The organism is Leucobacter weissii (assembly GCF_017565745.1).
Lineage (GTDB): Bacteria > Actinomycetota > Actinomycetes > Actinomycetales > Microbacteriaceae > Leucobacter > Leucobacter weissii.
This window is the reverse complement of record NZ_JAGDYM010000005.1, coordinates 305,606-321,165: the sequence shown is the minus strand read 5'-3', so window position 1 is coordinate 321,165 and position 15,560 is coordinate 305,606. Positions and strand designations below refer to the sequence as shown.

Below are 15,560 nucleotides of genomic sequence, written 5' to 3'. Positions count from 1 at the left end.
GGGAACTCGTTGGCTAATGACCTCATAAATGTATACGATTATCGAGAACGAAGGAGACTGCGCACCGCAGGAGCCACGTACGGATACGCATAAGATGGAGGGATGGGCATGTCGGAATCTCGCGGGCTGCCGGGCCTCAGGGGCGCCGAGCACATCGGCTTCACGGTGCCGGATCTGGATGAGGCGGAGCGCTTCCTCGTCGACGTGATCGGCTGCGAGCGCGTGTACTCGCTCGGGCCGTTCGCGCGGGAGGACGACTGGATGGAGACCCGCCTCGGCGTGCACCCGCGGACGGTGATGCGCGAGCTGCGCTTCTATCGCTGCCGCTTCGGCCCCAACTTCGAGGTGTTCCAGTACGAACCCGCGGACGGCCAGCTTCCGGCGCCCCGGAACAGCGATATCGGCGGCCATCACGTCGCCTTCTACGTCGACGACTTCGAGGCCGCGCTCGATCATCTCAAGGCGCACGGGGTCGACATCATGGGCGAGCCCACCCAGAGCCAGAGCCACAGCCTCGGCCAGACCTGGGTCTACTTCAGAGCACCCTGGGGGATGCAGTTCGAACTCGTCAGCTTCCCGAACGGCAAGGCCTACGAGGCCGAGAGCCCGGTCAAGCTCTGGCACCCGGCGCACCCCGCGGCATGACCGGGCACGAGGACCGTTCGCCTACGACGGTGGAGAAGACCGCCGGGTCGGCCGGGCGCATCGCCGACGCCCTGCGCGCCGACATCCTCTCCGGCGCCTTCGCGCCGGGAGAACGCATCCGCCAGGAGGTGCTCGCCGAACGCTACGGTGCGAGCCGCCTGCCGGTGCGCGACGCGCTCCGCGCGCTCGAGGCCGAGGGCCTGGTGATCATGGTGCCGAACACCGGCGCCTGGGTCGCCAAGCTGAGCCTGGAGGAGTGCCAAGAGGTCTACCAGGTGCGCGAGCGAGTGGAGCCCCTGCTGCTGCGCATGAGCATGCCCGGGCTCGACGCGGAGACCCGAGATCGGCTGCTGCCCCTCGTCGAGGCCATGCGGCAGGAGCCGCAGGTGGAGGAGTTCCTGAGGCTCGACCGGGAGTTCCACATGCTCACCTACTCGGGCGCGGAATCGACGATACTCGGCGATCTCGTCGAACGACTGTGGAACACGACTCAGCACTACCGACGCGCCTTCACCCTGCTCGGCACCGAGCGGACGAGCCGGACCGTGCATCTCGAGCACGAGATGCTCGCGCTCGCCATCCTCCGCGACGACCCCGACGGCGCGGAGCGCGTGCTGCTCGGACACATCAGCTCGACCCGGCTCGAGCTGAGCCGTCATCCCGAGGTCTTCCACCGGCTCTGAGCCCGTGCGGCGTCGATCACGCCGGCCCGTCGAACGCCTTCCGGAACCGCAGCAGCTGTTCATCGCGCCACGCGACTCGCCGTTCCCACTCGTCGAGGGGCAGGCTCTCCCGACGTCGCGCCGCCACCTCCGCCACCAGCTCCGGACTCCAGGGGTCGTGCTGGCCCCGCTCGGCGCCCATCCGCTCGTAGGCGGGGCCCATCTTCGCCGCGTGCGATGCGATGCCGCCGCGGGTGTTCAGATCAGCGGTCTCGAAGGGCCCGATGAAGGCCCAGCGCCGGCCGAGGCCCCGCCGCATCACGGTGTCGACATCCTCGACGCTCGCTACGCCGTCGCGCACGAGGCAGTAGGCCTCTCGCAGCACCGCGCCTTGCAGACGATTGAAGATGAAGCCCTCCGCCTCCTGCCGCACGAGCACCGGAGAGAGCCCGGCGTCACGATACACCGCCATCGCCGCGGCGACGATATCCGCTCGCGAGGCGGGCGAGGGAACGACCTCGATCACGGGAAGCAGATACGGCGGATTCCCCGGATGACCCACCACGATCTGTGCCGCGCGATCGGATCCCGCGGCGATGCTGGAGGGCACGATCGCCGAACTGGAACTGGCCAGCACCGTGTCGTCGTCGACTCCGGCCGCTACCCGCGCGAACAGTTCCCGTTTCACCTCCGCGCGCTCCGGAGCGCACTCCTGCACGAGGCTCGCACCGGCGACCGCCTCCACGGCCTCCTCGGAGAACGAGATCCGTTCGAGCGCCCGCTCCGGGGGCTCGTCCAGAAGACCATTCGCGTGCAGCAGCCCGAGGCGGGTCCGCACGTCGGACAGCGCCCGCTCGCGAGCCTCGGTCAGGGGATCCCAGATCCGCACCGTCGCCCCGGCGGCGGCGAACAGCACCGCGAAAGCGGTTCCGATCGATCCGGCGCCCAGCACCGCGATCTTGCGCACGGTCACTCCGCAGCCCAATACGAGCGATCACCCGCGTAGGCGCGGCGCAGCACGGCCAGCGCATCGTCCCGGTTCATCGGGCGCGGGTTGTTCGCGAGCAGCCGGGTCGACAGCATGGTCTGCTCGGCGATCGTGCCGAGGTCCTTCTCCGCGACCCCGAGCGCGGCGAGGTCAGCCGGCACGCCGAGCGCGGCGAGCAACCCGTCGATGCGCTCGATGCCGGCCTTCGCCTGCTCCAGCTCGCCCGCGACAGGATCGGCGACGCCCAGCAGACGGCCCAGTTCCGAGAAAACGGAGATTCTGACCGGCAGGTTGAATCTCATCACGTAGGGCAGCAGCGCACCCACGCCGAAACCGTGCGGCGTACGGGTGAGCCCGCCGATCGGGCTCTGCAGCGCGTGCGCGGCGGCCGTGCCCGCCGTGTTCAGCGCCATGCCGCCGCAGTAGGCGGCGAGCATGGTATCCGTGCGGGCCGCGAGATCGAAGGGGTCCGCCACGAGGCGCTCCAGCGAGCTGTTCAGCAATCTCAGGCCGTGCCGACAGTAGAGGTCCGAGAGCAGGTTCTTTCCGATGTAGAGATGGTTCTGCATCTCTTCGGGAGACGGGTTCTTCGCGATATCCGTGAACGACTCGACCAGGTGCGAGAGGGCGTCTGCCCCGGTGGCTGCCGTCAGGCCGGCCGGTGCGGTCAGCGTGAACTCCGGGTCGATCACCGTGGCCACGGGCTCGAGCCGAGCACTGGCGACGCCGACTTTGACGCCGCGCTCGGTGTCGAAGACCACCCCGATGCACGAGACCTCCGCCCCCGTGCCGGCGGTCGTGGGCACGGTGATGATCGGCAGCACCGGGCCATCAACCAGATTCTCGCCGTAGTAGTCGCGGATGTCCCCACCGCGAGCCAGGATGAGGGCCGTGACCTTCGCCATGTCCAGGCAGCTGCCTCCGCCCAGCCCGATCACCGCATCGATGCCGGCCGACCCGAAACGATCCGCCGCGCGCTGGATGTTTTCCCGCGGCAGTTCCGGGTCGACGTCGCCGTAGACGTGAGCGTCGAGTCCGGCTCGGGCGAAATCCGCTACGAGTTCAGCGAACTCGGGGGTCGTCGTCATCCGCGCGTCGGTCACGATGAGCACGCGCGAGCCGTGCTCCGCGGCGAGGCGAGGCAGATGAGCGCGCTGACCGGGGCCAAAGATCACCGTGCCCGGTTGCCGCAGGAGACCGAGACGCGACTCGTTATCGTTCTCCGCGCTCATGCGCATGCACCTTCCTCATCGACGGTGAGCGCCAGGTAATGGGGCTCCAGGAACTCATAGATGCCGCCCTGACCGGCTTCTCGTCCGAGCCCGGATGCCTTGACGCCACCGAAGGGGGCCGCCGGATCCGCCATGATCCCCCGGTTGATGCCCACCATGCCGCACTCGATTCGTTCGCCGATGGCGATGGCACGCGAGATGTCCCGGGTGAACAGGTACGCGGAGAGGCCGTAAGGCGTATCGTTCGCGAACTCCAGCGCCTCCGGTACCGAATCGACCGTGTAGAGCGCGGCGACCGGGGCGAACAGCTCCTCGTTGCAGAAGTCGTGGCGCTCACCCCCGACCCTGAGCACGGTCGGCTCGAAGAAGTACCCGGGTCCGTCGACCGGCCGGCCGCCGAGCAGCACGTCGGCTCCTGCCTCCGTGAAGCGCCGCAGCAGGTCCGTCACCCGGCGACGCTGGCGCTCCGAGATGACCGGCCCGACATCCGTGCCCGCCCTGAAACCATCGCCGACGGTCAGCCGGCCGGCTGCCGCCACGAATTTCCCGGTGAACTCCTCGGCGATGTCACGATGCAGGATGATGCGGTTGGCCGCGACACAGGCCTGTCCCGCATTGCGGAACTTGCACGCGATCGCCTCGCGCACGGCGAGATCGATATCCGCGTCTTCGAGCACGACGAAGGGGCCGTCGCCCCCGAGCTCCATCGAGGAGTTGACGATACCGGGCGCCGCCTGCGCCAGCAGCTGGGCGCCGACAGCCGTCGAACCGGTGAAGCTGACCTTGCGCAGCCTCGGGTCGGCCATGACAGCCGCCGAGACCTCGCCGCTCTCAGCCGTGTGGATCAGGTTGACGACTCCCGCGGGGAAGCCGGCGTCGTGCAGCACCCCGGCGAAGAGGGCCTGCGTGAGCGGCGTATCCCGAGCCGTCTTCATGACGACCGTGCAGCCGGCGCCGAGCGCGGCCCCGGCCTTGCGCGCCGACATCAGAAGCGGAAAATTCCAAGGGGTGACGAGATAGCTCGGACCGACCGGCCGATGCCCGACGACGATGCGGTAGCCGCCGCCCGACCCTCCGGCGTAGCTGCCGTGCAGATGAGCGACCTGCTCGGCGAACCAGAGGAAGAACGCCGCCGAAAGCGCGAATTCGCCCCTCGCCTCGGCGAGAGGCTTGCCGCTCTCGAGCGTCATGGTCTCGACGATCGCGTCCTCCCGTTCGAGCAGCAGCCGATGGGCCCGGTGCATCAGATCCGCTCGAGCGCGCGGAGCCCAGTCGGCCCACTCCGCCTGGGCCGACTGAGCCGCGTCGAGCGCGCGCACCGCGTGCGCGACTCCGCCGCTCGTCGGCTCCGCGATGACTGCGCCATCGGCGGGGTTGGTCACCGCGTAGCGGCCGTCGCCGGTGACCCACTCGCCGCCGATGAGGAGGTCGAGCGGGATCCGGTGCCCGCGAAGGGTCGCGCTGCGAGTTGGCATCTGTTCTCCTTTGACTGCGAGATGGGCTTTCACGTTGATCGTAACACTGTAATATCGTAATACCGTATCATTATGATATCGAAGCTTTTCCGCGGTTCCGTCCCGGGTCATCGGCGTTATGCTTTTCGTCGAGCACTCGGCAACGACGGCCGAGCCCTCCTGGAGGAACAATGACGTCACCTCGACCCCGACCGGCGCAGATCGAGCGCGCGAAGGAATCCGTGCTCACCGAGGCCGAGGCCTCCGGCTGCCAGCCGCCCTCGACCGCGGACCGACTCATCGTGGACAGCTGGCTCCGCTCCAAGTCCGCGCTCGGCATGCCCGAGCGCATCACCGAGGTCCCCGTGGTCGCCGAGGAGGAACTGGACGATTCGCTTCTGGACATGCTGCACACACCCATGAGCAGTTTCGCCCGCTCCCTCGAAGGGTCGGGCGTGGGTCTCCTCCTCGCCGACACCCGGGGCCGGATCCTCGATCGCTGGGCCGGCACCTCGTACGGTCTCGAGCACCTCGACCGAGTCGGCACGGTGCGCGGCGCGGTGCTCTCCGAGGATGTGGTCGGCACCAACGGCGTCGGCACCGTCATCGCGACCCGACGCCTCACCCAGGTGGTCACGAACGAGCACTATTCCGAGTTCTACAGCACGGCCGTCTGCACGGGTGCCCCGCTCTTCCACCCCATCTCCGGGGAACTGCTCGGCGCGGTCACCCTCTCCTGCGACGCGAAGCCCCAGACGGAACTCCTGCAGGCGCTGATCCGCACGCTGACCGCGAACCTCGAGCAGCACATGATGACGATGGAGCAACCCGGGACCCGGCAGATGCTGGACGAGTTCCTCCGCCTGACCCGTCGGGGCGATGTACCGGTGATCGGCTTCGGCGCCCAGGGGCTGCTCGTTCAGAACACCTCCGCCGGGCAGTTCAGGCCGCTCGACTTCCAGCTGATCCGCCAGGCTGCCGCCGAGGCGGACTCCCGCGGGCGGGCGAGCGGCGTCACCTCGATCGGCAAAGTGGATCTCAGGATCGAGCGCTTCCCGGGCTCCGGTAACGTACTGGTCCGCGTCACGCCCGCCGCGCCCCAGCGCACCGGCGCGACCGACGTTCATCAGCTCCGCCACGCGCCACCCCTCGTCGGCAAGTCGAACGAGTGGCGCGACACCCTCACCCGGGTCTCCCGGGCTCGCACCACGTCGCGACCGCTGCTCATCGCCGGGGAACCCGGCAGCGGAAAGACCTCGCTCGCTCTGGGATGGGCCTACCAGGCCTCCCGGCGAGTACCGGACACTGCGGTGATGGACGCGGGCACGATCCCGTTGATCGGCATGAGACGTTGGTTCGAACGGCTCGAGCAGCACGTCGAGGAGGGGCAGCGGGTCGTGATCCGCGGCGTCGGCTCCGAGCAGCGCACCGTCGACGGCCTCCGATCCTTCATCGAGACGGCACCGCAGCCGAGCCGGATCACCCTGACGGCATCCGTCGGCGAAGGGCGCGAGGGACAGGCGCTCGCGCTGAGCCTCGGCGCGCACCTCGTCATCGCACCGCCGCTGCGCGACCACCCGCACGACATCGCTGCGCTCTGGACGCGATTCGCGGAGCAGGAGCTCCCCGGCGCCGCGCTCTCGCCGAGTCCGGAGGCGTTGCGCGCCCTGCAGCGCTACAACTGGCCGGGCAACCTGCGCGAGCTGCACACCCTCGTCGCCGACGTGCTGAGCCGACGCCGCTCCGGGACCGTCTCGGTCGAGGAACTCCCCGAGGGGATCCGGAGTCCTCGCACGACCGGACTCATCGAGCGGGCCGAGGAGGAGGCGATCCGCCGGGCACTGCTCGAAGCCGGCGGCAACCGGGTGCGCGCCGCCGAGATCCTCGGCGTCTCCCGGGCGACCGTCTACCGCAAGATGAAGAGCTACCGGTTGACGATGTGACCCCCCGCTCCCCGGGGCGGACAAGGCCCGACGGCGCATCGCCGCACGGACCGCCGTCGAAGCCACGACCCCCGACCCTAAGCCGCGACGACAGCCGGACGCCGGCGTGCCCGGATCGCACCAGCCGCCCGAGGCACGAGCTCTCGCAGCAGCACGACGAGCAGGAGCACTGCGGCCTGGGCCACGAGCTGCCAGGAGTCGGGCCAGCCGAGCGCCCGGAACAGCTGCCCGAGCTGGGTCAGGAAGAGCGCGGCGACCCCCGTGCTGACCATGCTCGCCAGGCCGCCGGAGAGTGCCGTGCCTCCGAGAACGACCGCCGCGACGGTGGGCAGCAGATAGGCGTCGCCGAGGAAGAGCGGCGGCGTCTTCGTGTAGGCCGCGAGCAACGCGCCCGCGGCGCCGTAGAATCCGGCCGCGACCCCGTAGGCGAGCACCTGGTAGCTGACCACCGGAGCGCCGACCGCTCGGGCGGCGGGCTCGCTCACCCCGACGGCCGTCAACCGTCGACCGACGATCGTGCGCGAGCCGATGAACCCGGCGCCGAGGATGACGACGACCGCGATGAGCAGCGAGTTCGGAAAGCCGAGCGTGCGGTCGAGCGCGAACTGGTTGAGCGCGTTCGGCGCGCTCGCCGGTGTGCCCCCGGACACCATGAACACGATTCCGAGCAGCACACTGTTCATGCCCAGTGTGACGACGAGCGGCATCACCCGGAAGAGCACGATGATGACGCCGTTGAGCAGCCCGAACAACAGCGGCACCGCGAGGCCGACGAGCACGGCGGGCACGACCTCCCAGCCGTAGGACTGCGGTAGCTTGGTGACCAGTACCGCACCGAGCGCGATCATGCCCGGCACCGAGAGATCCAAACCGCGCTGCTGGACGACGAGCGTCTGACCCGCTGCCGCGATCGCGAGCACCGCCGCAAACGGCAGCATGCTGAGCAGCGGAGCGGCGCCGAGACTTCCCGGCGCGACGAGGGGGCTCACGGCGAAAAGCACCGCGGTTGCGACCCAGATCGATGCGTAGCGGCCTGACAGCGCCCGGCTCCAGAACGGCGGCGGCGCCTCGTGGGTCTGCGTGTTCATGTTCGACTCCTTGCTCGACGCAGTTGCGCGTAGAAGACGGCGGCCGCGATCGTGATGACGCCGGGAAGCACGTACGCCCACTCCTGGGTGAGTCCCAGGAACGGCATCGCGTTGACGACCTGCTGCACGAGGACCGCCGCGGCGATGATCCCGATGAACGACCCCCGGCCGCCGAAGATGCTTGCGCCGGCGAGCACGACGACGGTGACCGAGGAGAGCGTATAGGCGACGCTGGGTCTACCGTCTCCGATCCCGACCTGCGCCATCATGATGAGCGCGGCCGGCAGCACGAGCAGGGCCGCGAGCAGGTAGGAGAGCAGTTGCGTGCGCCGCGTCCGAATGCCCAGTCGCTCCGCCGCGTCGGGCCGCGAGCCGAAAGCGCGCAGTTCCAGGCCCCAACGAGTATTGCGCAACCCCCACTCCAACGCGATGGCCACCCCGACCGCGACGACGAAAGCCACGGGGATCACGCCGATCTTGAGATTGATCACCTGTGTCACCGACGCGGCGAAGAGCCCGCCCGGCGTCGGTCTCAAGGCGAGGAAGATGCCCTGCAGCGCCATGAAGGTGGCGAGGGTCACCACAACCGGGCTGAGTCCGAATCTCGAGGTGAGGAAGCCGTTGACCAGGCCGACCGCCGCCGCCGCGGCGATCACGAGGAGCAGACCGAACCAGACGCTGCCGCCGTCGACGATCCAGAAGGAGCCCACAACGACCAGGAAACCCATCAGCGGGCCCACAGAAAGATCGAAGCCGGCGCCGAGCACCACTACCAGCTGAGCCGATCCCACCAGGATGAGCGGTGCGACCAGGAGCAGCAGATTCGCGATGTTGAAGGCCGAGAGATAGCTGCTGCTCATCGCCGAGACGGCGACGGCGAGCCCGAGGACGATCGTGCCGAGCACAGCGGCGGGGGAGTGATCCCCGCGCAGCCAGGTTCGCAGCCGCCGACGGCGGGCCGAGTCGACGGCGCGACCGACCGTCCGCAGACGCTCGGTTGTCGCGGTGAGCGCGGCGCGGGCGATACCCGCCTCGCTCACCGTCTCGCCGACCAGCTCTTCGACGACCTGGCCGCGCGACATGATGAGCACCCGGTCGCAAAGGCCCTCGAGCTCCACGCCGTCGGAGGAGAGGATGACTACGGCCGCTCCCTGATCCGCCGCTTCCCGCAGGATCCGATAGATCTCCACCCGGGCTCCGGCGTCGACGCCCTGGGTGGGTTCCTCGGCGAGGATCACCCGGGGTGTCGCGAGCAGCGTCCGGGCGAGCACGGCCTTCTGCTGGTTGCCGCCGGAGAGGGACCGGATCGGCGTCCGAGCGGACGGGGTCTTGATCCCGAGCCTCGCGATCTGCTCGCGCGCCGTTCTGGCGATCAGCGATTCGCGCACCACCCCTGCGGTGGAGACCTCGCCGAGCGTGTGGGCGACGATGTTCGCCCCCACAGAGAGTGGAAGGAAGACTCCCTCGCCATGGCGGTCGGCGGGGATATAGGCGATCCCGGCCCGAGCCGCCTGCACGTTGCTGCCCCGTCGCACCGGACGGCCAGCGACGGTCACCTCGCCGTGGGACGGGCCGAGACCGGCCAGGGCTCGGATCAACTCCGTCTGACCGTTGCCCTGCACACCCGCGAGCCCCACGATCTCGCCCGACTTCACCGCGAACGAGACCTCGTGGAAGGCGCCGGAGCCGAGACGTTCGACCACGAGACGGTCCCGTTCGCCGATCGTGCCGGCGAGGCTGCCCTTCACCGGGAAGACCGCGTCCAGCTCGCGGCCGATCACGAGTTCGACGATCTTCTCCTCGGTCACGTCGTCAGCGTCGAACGTGCCGCGGACCTGGCCGTCGCGCAGCACCGTGAGTCGAGCGGAGATCCGCTTCACCTCGGGAATGCGGTGCGAGATGTAGACGACGGCCGCTCCGGCCTCCACCGTCTCCCGCACGCGGGCGAAGAACCGTTCGACGAGTTCGGAGCTCAGATGCTCGGTCGGCTCATCGAGGATGAGCACCTTCGGCTCCAGCGCGAGCGCCTTGGCAATCTCCACGATGAAGCGCTGCTCGAGCGGGATGTCGGAGACGCGCGCCGCAGGATCGATCTCCATGCCCCAGGGCTCCAGGCGCTCGCGCACCCACTCGGATGCGCGAGCGATTCCGCCGACGCGGTCGACGCCCACGCCGATGACCATGTTCTCCGCCACCGTGAGGTCGGGAAGCAGTGCGGGATCCTGCCGCACGATGCCGAGACCCAGGGAGCGCGCCTCCTCGGGGTCCGCGCTCTCGAGAGGTGCCCCGCCGATGTGCACCGTTCCCTCGTCGGGCGCGAGGGCGCCGGAGGCCACCGCCATCAGGGTGGACTTGCCCGCGCCGTTCTCGCCGACGAGCGCATGAACCTCACCTGCCCGGACCCTGAGATCGACATGCTTCAGGGCATGGACGCCGGGGAAGCGCTGCTCGATGCCGCGCAGATCGAGCAGGACCGCGCCTTCCTCCGCTGGATCATCGGTGTCGGTGGGGGCGCTCGTTCCGGGAGCTGACAACCGCGTGTTCTCGGTCATGTGATCTGGACTCTCCTCGTCACTGGGCCAGGTAGCCGCCGTCGATCACGAGTTCGGCTCCCGTCATGAAGCTGGACTCGTCGCTCGCCAGGAAGACCGCGCCATGAGCGATCTCCTCCGGCGTACCCGCGCGTCCCATCGGGGTCTGACCGATCACGAACTCGTTCACCTCAGGGGCCTGCTGCTGCGTGAGCGGCGTCCAGATGAAGCCGGGGTGCAGCGAGTTGACGCGGACCCCGGACGCCGCGTAGGTGATCGCGGCGTTCTTCGACATGTTGCGCACCGCTCCCTTCGTGGCGTGGTAGGCATGGGCCCCTCCGACCGCCGCGTTGCCCCAGATCGACGACACGTTGACGATGGATCCGGTGCCGCGCGCGATCATGTGCGGGATCGCCTCCCGCATGCCGAGCCAGGTTCCGGTCTGGTTCACCGCCACGACTCGGTTCCAGTCGTCGAGGCTCAGCTGATCTATCGGGTCGTACTCGATGATTCCGGCGTTGTTCACGAGCGCATCGAGACGATCGTGCTCGCCGACGACCTCTTCGACCAGCGCCTTCCAGCCCGCCTCGCCGGAGACGTCCTGCGAGCGATAGCGGACTCCGGGATGCTCGAACTCCTGTCGCTGCGAGCGCGCTGTCGCGTAGACGACGGCTCCCTCCCGGGCGAACGCCTCGGCTATCGCCCGGCCGATGCCTCTGCCGGCCCCGGTGACGATCGCGATCTTGTCGGTCAATCGGTTCATGTGCTGCGGCTCCTTTGCCTCCGTGCCGTTCCCCGGAGGGTGCTCGGCACACCATTCGGTCCGAGCACCCTCCCGGGGAGAACGACTCTGCTTAGTTGAACAGTTCCTGCATGCTCTCGACGCTCAGCCCCGAAGAGAGGATCGCGTCGGCGGGGAGGCTCGGCTCGCAGGTCGGCTGGAGGGCCGGATCGGTCGAGTCCTCGATGATCTCCAGGTTGAAGGTCGAGGGATCGGTGTTCACGATCCCGTTGTGCGCGGCAAGACCTTTGTTGAGCGCGGCCCGGATCACCCAGTTGCGCGACGACATGGTCGCGATCTGATACTTCGAATCCTCGGAACCGTACTCATCCCAGAGGCAGGCGAACTCGTTGGAGTCGTTCGCCGACCACACGGGGATGTCCTTCTCCGCGGCGAGGAAGGCGCGGATGCCGCCGACCGACCCCCCTCCGTAATCTGAGACGATGCCGTCGATCTGGCCGTGGGCGGTGATGAGACCGGCGACCACCTGCTGGATCTTGCCCGGCTCCCAGTCGGTCACGACGAAGCCGTCCTCATTGAGCAGCGTCACGTCCGGGTAGTCCTCCAGGGCGCGGAGGACGCCTTCGTAGACGTTCTGCGAGTAGGAGTTCCCCGCGCCACCGCCGAGCATGACGAGATTGCCGGTGCCGCCCATCTGCTCCAGCGTCCAGCGAGCGAGGCCTTCGCCATAGGTGACGATGTCCTCCGAGACGAAGTCGACGTAGTCGACTCCGGGCTCGCCTCCGGGCGAGCCGACCAGCGGAACGAAGCTGACCCCCTGCTGCGTGGCCTGACGCACCGTGGGGAGCAGCGCCTCCCCGCCGTCGACGAAGCTGACGATGACGTCGACGCCTTGCGAGACCAGCGAGTTGATGTCGGAGATCGCCTTCTGGGTGTCCCCCTGGGCGTCGGTGTAGATGACGTCGGTGATGTTGTCGCACTTCGCGGCCCACTCCTCGAAGATGGCTCGCGTGATCGCACGCCAGGCGTTGTTTCCGGCGCCGTCCGCATAGGCGACCTTCACGGGCTCGTCGCCGCAGTACTCGGTGATGTCGGCGATGTCGGCTTCGACGCCGACGATGCCCAGCTCCTGCCCGTCCGGAATGACGGAGCCGCCGCCGGGTGCGCTGTCGCCGGCGCATCCGGTGAGCAGGAGCCCCGTCGCCGCGGCGAGCGCGGCGAACTGCGTGGCCTTCTTGGGAGTCATCTTCTTCTCTTCTCTCTTCGAGTCGCGTCGAACCCGGTCGGCTCCGTCTGGGGCGCCGCCCGCCCGCATCGTCGCGGTGCGCTGCATTCAGGGATCGGTGCGCCGTCGCACCGCGCCGCATCTCGCGGAGCGGCGCTCTCCTGCGCCGAGGCGACCGGGGGAAGCCGTCCTCGTCTCCGAAAGCGGACACCCTCAGCCGTCTCAGCAGCGATGCTAGAACCGGCCCGCGGCCGTCGTACCGCTCTGCATCATCCTGAGACGGCGGTGTCGCATTTTGAGACCCTCGTCTCCTCGGCGCCTTCGCCGGGTCGAAGCTGGTTCCGCACGTTCGCCGCGAGCGACCTCCCCGGCGCGCATCAGCGGGCACGTCGGCCCCGGGCCGAACGGAACATCACCAGGAGTTCGAAGGAGAGCAAAGATGCCTGTACCACGCCCCAACGACCGTCTCGGAGAGGTCTACGCCGAGTGGGCCGTCGAGATGGGCCGCTATCCGGACATGTCGATCGAGTTGTTGCGCATCGTCTTCGACGATTGGCAGCGCGTCACGGCCGAGCCGGAAGGAGTCACCTATCGCGAAACCGAGTTCGGCGGCGTGCCCGGCATTCTGGTGTCCCCGCTCGAGAGCGATCCGCATCAGGTGCTCGTTCTGCTGCACGGCGGCGGCTTCGCGCTCGGCTCGTCGCGCAGCCACCGCAAGCTCGCCGGACATCTGGCCCGGGCCACCGGCGCGACGGCATTCGTCGCGGACTTCCGACTCGCACCGGAGCACAAGTTCCCCGCCGCCGTCGAGGACGGCGTCGCCGTCGTACGGGCGCTGCGTGAGGCCGGCCATCCCGTCGACGACGTGACCCTGGTCGGCGACAGCGCCGGCGGCAACCTCGCGATCGCGACCGTGTTGAAACTGCGCGAACTGGGCGAACCGCTGCCGACACAGGTGATCACCCTGTCGCCATGGCTCGACATGGAGAATTCCGGTTCGACCATCGAGACCAACGACGCCACCGACTTCCTGATCGCCCGCGAGGGATTGCAGGCGAACATCGACCGCTATATCGAGGGGGTGACCTCTCCGACCGATCCGCTCGCCAACCCGCTCTACGCCGATTTCACCGGCTTCCCCAGGCTGTACATCGCGGCGGCCGATACCGAGTCGCTCTATGCGGACAGTGTGCGGCTGTATGAGCGGGCGACCGCCGCCGGCGTCGACGTCACCCTCTCCGTCGGCCACGGCATGCAGCACGTCTTCCCCTTCCTCGCCGGACGGCATCCGCGCGCCGATGAAGAAGTCCGGCTCATCGCCGACTGGTACCGAGCGGGGCGCTGAGACCCGCCGCAACCCGAACCCGAACGAAAAGAGATCCGCAATGTCAACACCCACCCACTCCGACTACGACGCCCTGGTCATCGGCGCCGGCTTCTCCGGCCTGGCGATCCTGCACCACCTGCGCGAGGCGGGCTTCAACACCCACGTCGTGGACGGCGCCGACGGCATCGGCGGCACCTGGTGGATCAACCGCTACCCCGGCGTGCGCACCGACAGCGAGTACAGCTACTATTCGTTCTCCTTCTCGAAGGAGGTTCGCGAGGAGTGGGTCTGGAAGGAGCGCTACCCGTCCGGCGAGGAGGTTCTGGCCTACCTCGAATTCGTCGCCGACCGTCTCGATCTGCGACGCGACATCGAGCTGAACACCTTTGTCGAGCGCGCCGTCTACCGAGAGGAGGCGAACCTCTGGGAGATCTCCTACCGTGACGGCCGCACGGTGACCGCGCGCTATCTCGTCAGCGGCATGGGAGTGCTCTCACAGCCGGTGCTCCCGGCGATCCCCGGTATCGAGACGTTCCGGGGCGCGACGTATCACGCGGCGCGCTGGCCGCGCGAGGGCGTCGATTTCACCGGCAAGCGCGTCGGCATCATCGGGCTCGGCGCCTCCGGCATCCAGATCGTTCCCGTGGTGGGCCGCGAGGCGAAGGACTTCTTCGTCTTCCAGCGCACGCCGAACTATGTCGTCGAGACGACCAACGAGGCCGTCACCGATGAACAGATGCGATACCTGCGCGAGAACTACGACGCGATCTTCGAGAAGGCGGCTCGTCACCCCTTCGGCGTAGCGATGGAGCCGGCGACGCACAGCGCGCTGGACGTGAGCCCCGAGGAGCGAGAGCGGATCTTCAACGGCAAGTGGAACGAGGGCGGCTTCCACTTCGCCAACGAGTGCTTCACCGACCTCGCCACGGACCCCGAGGCGAGCGAGCTCGCCGCCGAGTTCATCCGGGGCAAGATCCGCGAGATCGTCCGGGACCCCGGGACCGCCGAGCTGCTCTGCCCGAAGAACTACTCCTTCAACGGCAAGCGCGTGCCCACCGGCCACGACTACTACGCCACGTTCAACCGCGAGAACGTGCACCTGGTGGACACCAAGTCGAGCCCGATCACAGCCGTCACGGAGCGGGGCCTCGTCGTCGGCGACACCGAGTACGAACTCGACGTGCTGATCTTCGCGACCGGATTCGACGCGATGACCGGCACGCTCACCGCCATCGACATCGTGGGACGCGACGGCCGCACCCTCGCGGAGAAGTGGAGCGAGGAGGGGCTCCGGTCGAACCTCGGCATCTCGATCAGCGGCTATCCGAACTTCTTCATGTCCCTCGGCGTGCAGACCCCCTATTCGAACCTGGTCGTACCGATCCAGTTGGGGGCCCAATGGCTGCAGCGTCTCCTGGTCTGGGCGAGGGAGCACGGCGTCGACCGGATCGAATCGACCCCGGAGGCGGACGAGGCGTGGCGGAGGGAGACCGAGCGCGCGGCGAAGGCGACCGTCATGTATGAGGAGGGCAAGAAGGCCGGTGCCTGGTTCATCGGCGACAACATCCCGGGGAAACCCGAGGAGATCAACGTCTACATGGGCGGCCACGGCGTCTATCAGGACTTCTGCAGGCGCGAGGAGGAGGCCGGCTACCCGACCTTCCTCGCCGCGGTGCCGGCTGCGTCCTGACCCGCACGCGAGGAACGGACGGAGACGAGGATC

General features: G+C 68.5%; 12 protein-coding genes. 5 read left to right on the top strand and 7 right to left on the bottom strand.

Annotation, left to right across the window (positions count from 1 at the left end):
• The first annotated feature begins 108 nt into the window (after window positions 1-108).
• Window positions 109-645 (top strand): VOC family protein, encoded by a 537-nt coding sequence (locus J4H92_RS06000; RefSeq protein ID WP_208097131.1) that lies wholly within the window; start codon window positions 109-111, stop codon window positions 643-645.
• Between the two features lie 29 nt (window positions 646-674).
• Window positions 675-1,328, top strand: coding sequence for a GntR family transcriptional regulator (locus J4H92_RS05995; protein WP_341783013.1), 654 nt, complete (start codon window positions 675-677; stop codon window positions 1,326-1,328).
• Window positions 1,329-1,344: 16 nt separating this feature from the next.
• On the opposite strand, the gene J4H92_RS05990 is transcribed toward J4H92_RS05995, so the two are convergent.
• From J4H92_RS05990 to J4H92_RS05980, 3 genes are read right to left on the bottom strand one after another with little or no spacing between them, the layout of a single operon-like run.
• Window positions 1,345-2,274, bottom strand: coding sequence for a 3-hydroxyacyl-CoA dehydrogenase (locus J4H92_RS05990; RefSeq protein WP_208097128.1), 930 nt, complete (start codon window positions 2,272-2,274; stop codon window positions 1,345-1,347).
• Between the two features lie 2 nt (window positions 2,275-2,276).
• Window positions 2,277-3,527: an iron-containing alcohol dehydrogenase gene (locus J4H92_RS05985; RefSeq protein WP_208097126.1), complete on the bottom strand. Its 1,251-nt coding sequence runs from the start codon at window positions 3,525-3,527 to the stop codon at window positions 2,277-2,279.
• Window positions 3,524-5,002 (bottom strand): NAD-dependent succinate-semialdehyde dehydrogenase, encoded by a 1,479-nt coding sequence (locus tag J4H92_RS05980; RefSeq protein WP_208097124.1) that lies wholly within the window; start codon window positions 5,000-5,002, stop codon window positions 3,524-3,526. The genes J4H92_RS05985 and J4H92_RS05980 overlap by 4 nt, the downstream gene beginning before the upstream one ends.
• 170 nt (window positions 5,003-5,172) lie before the next feature.
• Between J4H92_RS05980 and J4H92_RS05975 the strand changes: the two genes are divergently transcribed.
• Window positions 5,173-6,924 (top strand): sigma-54-dependent Fis family transcriptional regulator, encoded by a 1,752-nt coding sequence (locus J4H92_RS05975; protein WP_208097122.1) that lies wholly within the window; start codon window positions 5,173-5,175, stop codon window positions 6,922-6,924.
• A 77-nt stretch (window positions 6,925-7,001) separates the two neighbouring features.
• On the opposite strand, the gene J4H92_RS05970 is transcribed toward J4H92_RS05975, so the two are convergent.
• The 4 genes from J4H92_RS05970 to J4H92_RS05955 form a co-directional block, all read right to left on the bottom strand.
• Window positions 7,002-8,012 (bottom strand): ABC transporter permease, encoded by a 1,011-nt coding sequence (locus tag J4H92_RS05970; RefSeq protein WP_208097120.1) that lies wholly within the window; start codon window positions 8,010-8,012, stop codon window positions 7,002-7,004.
• A complete protein-coding gene (locus J4H92_RS05965) occupies window positions 8,009-10,564 on the bottom strand; it encodes an ATP-binding cassette domain-containing protein (RefSeq protein WP_208097119.1) in 2,556 nt (851 codons plus the stop codon). Before J4H92_RS05965 ends, J4H92_RS05970 begins: the two co-directional genes overlap by 4 nt.
• A 19-nt stretch (window positions 10,565-10,583) precedes the next feature.
• The gene (locus J4H92_RS05960) at window positions 10,584-11,306 is read right to left on the bottom strand and encodes an SDR family NAD(P)-dependent oxidoreductase (protein ID WP_208097110.1); all 723 of its coding nucleotides are present in this window, start codon (window positions 11,304-11,306) and stop codon (window positions 10,584-10,586) included.
• A gap of 91 nt (window positions 11,307-11,397) precedes the next feature.
• A complete protein-coding gene (locus J4H92_RS05955) occupies window positions 11,398-12,531 on the bottom strand; it encodes a substrate-binding domain-containing protein (RefSeq protein WP_208097108.1) in 1,134 nt (377 codons plus the stop codon).
• A 418-nt stretch (window positions 12,532-12,949) separates the two neighbouring features.
• Between J4H92_RS05955 and J4H92_RS05950 the strand changes: the two genes are divergently transcribed.
• A complete protein-coding gene (locus tag J4H92_RS05950; RefSeq protein WP_208097106.1) occupies window positions 12,950-13,855 on the top strand; it encodes an alpha/beta hydrolase in 906 nt (301 codons plus the stop codon).
• A 40-nt stretch (window positions 13,856-13,895) separates the two neighbouring features.
• Window positions 13,896-15,527, top strand: coding sequence for a flavin-containing monooxygenase (locus J4H92_RS05945; RefSeq protein WP_208097105.1), 1,632 nt, complete (start codon window positions 13,896-13,898; stop codon window positions 15,525-15,527).
• Window positions 15,528-15,560: the final 33 nt, after the last annotated feature.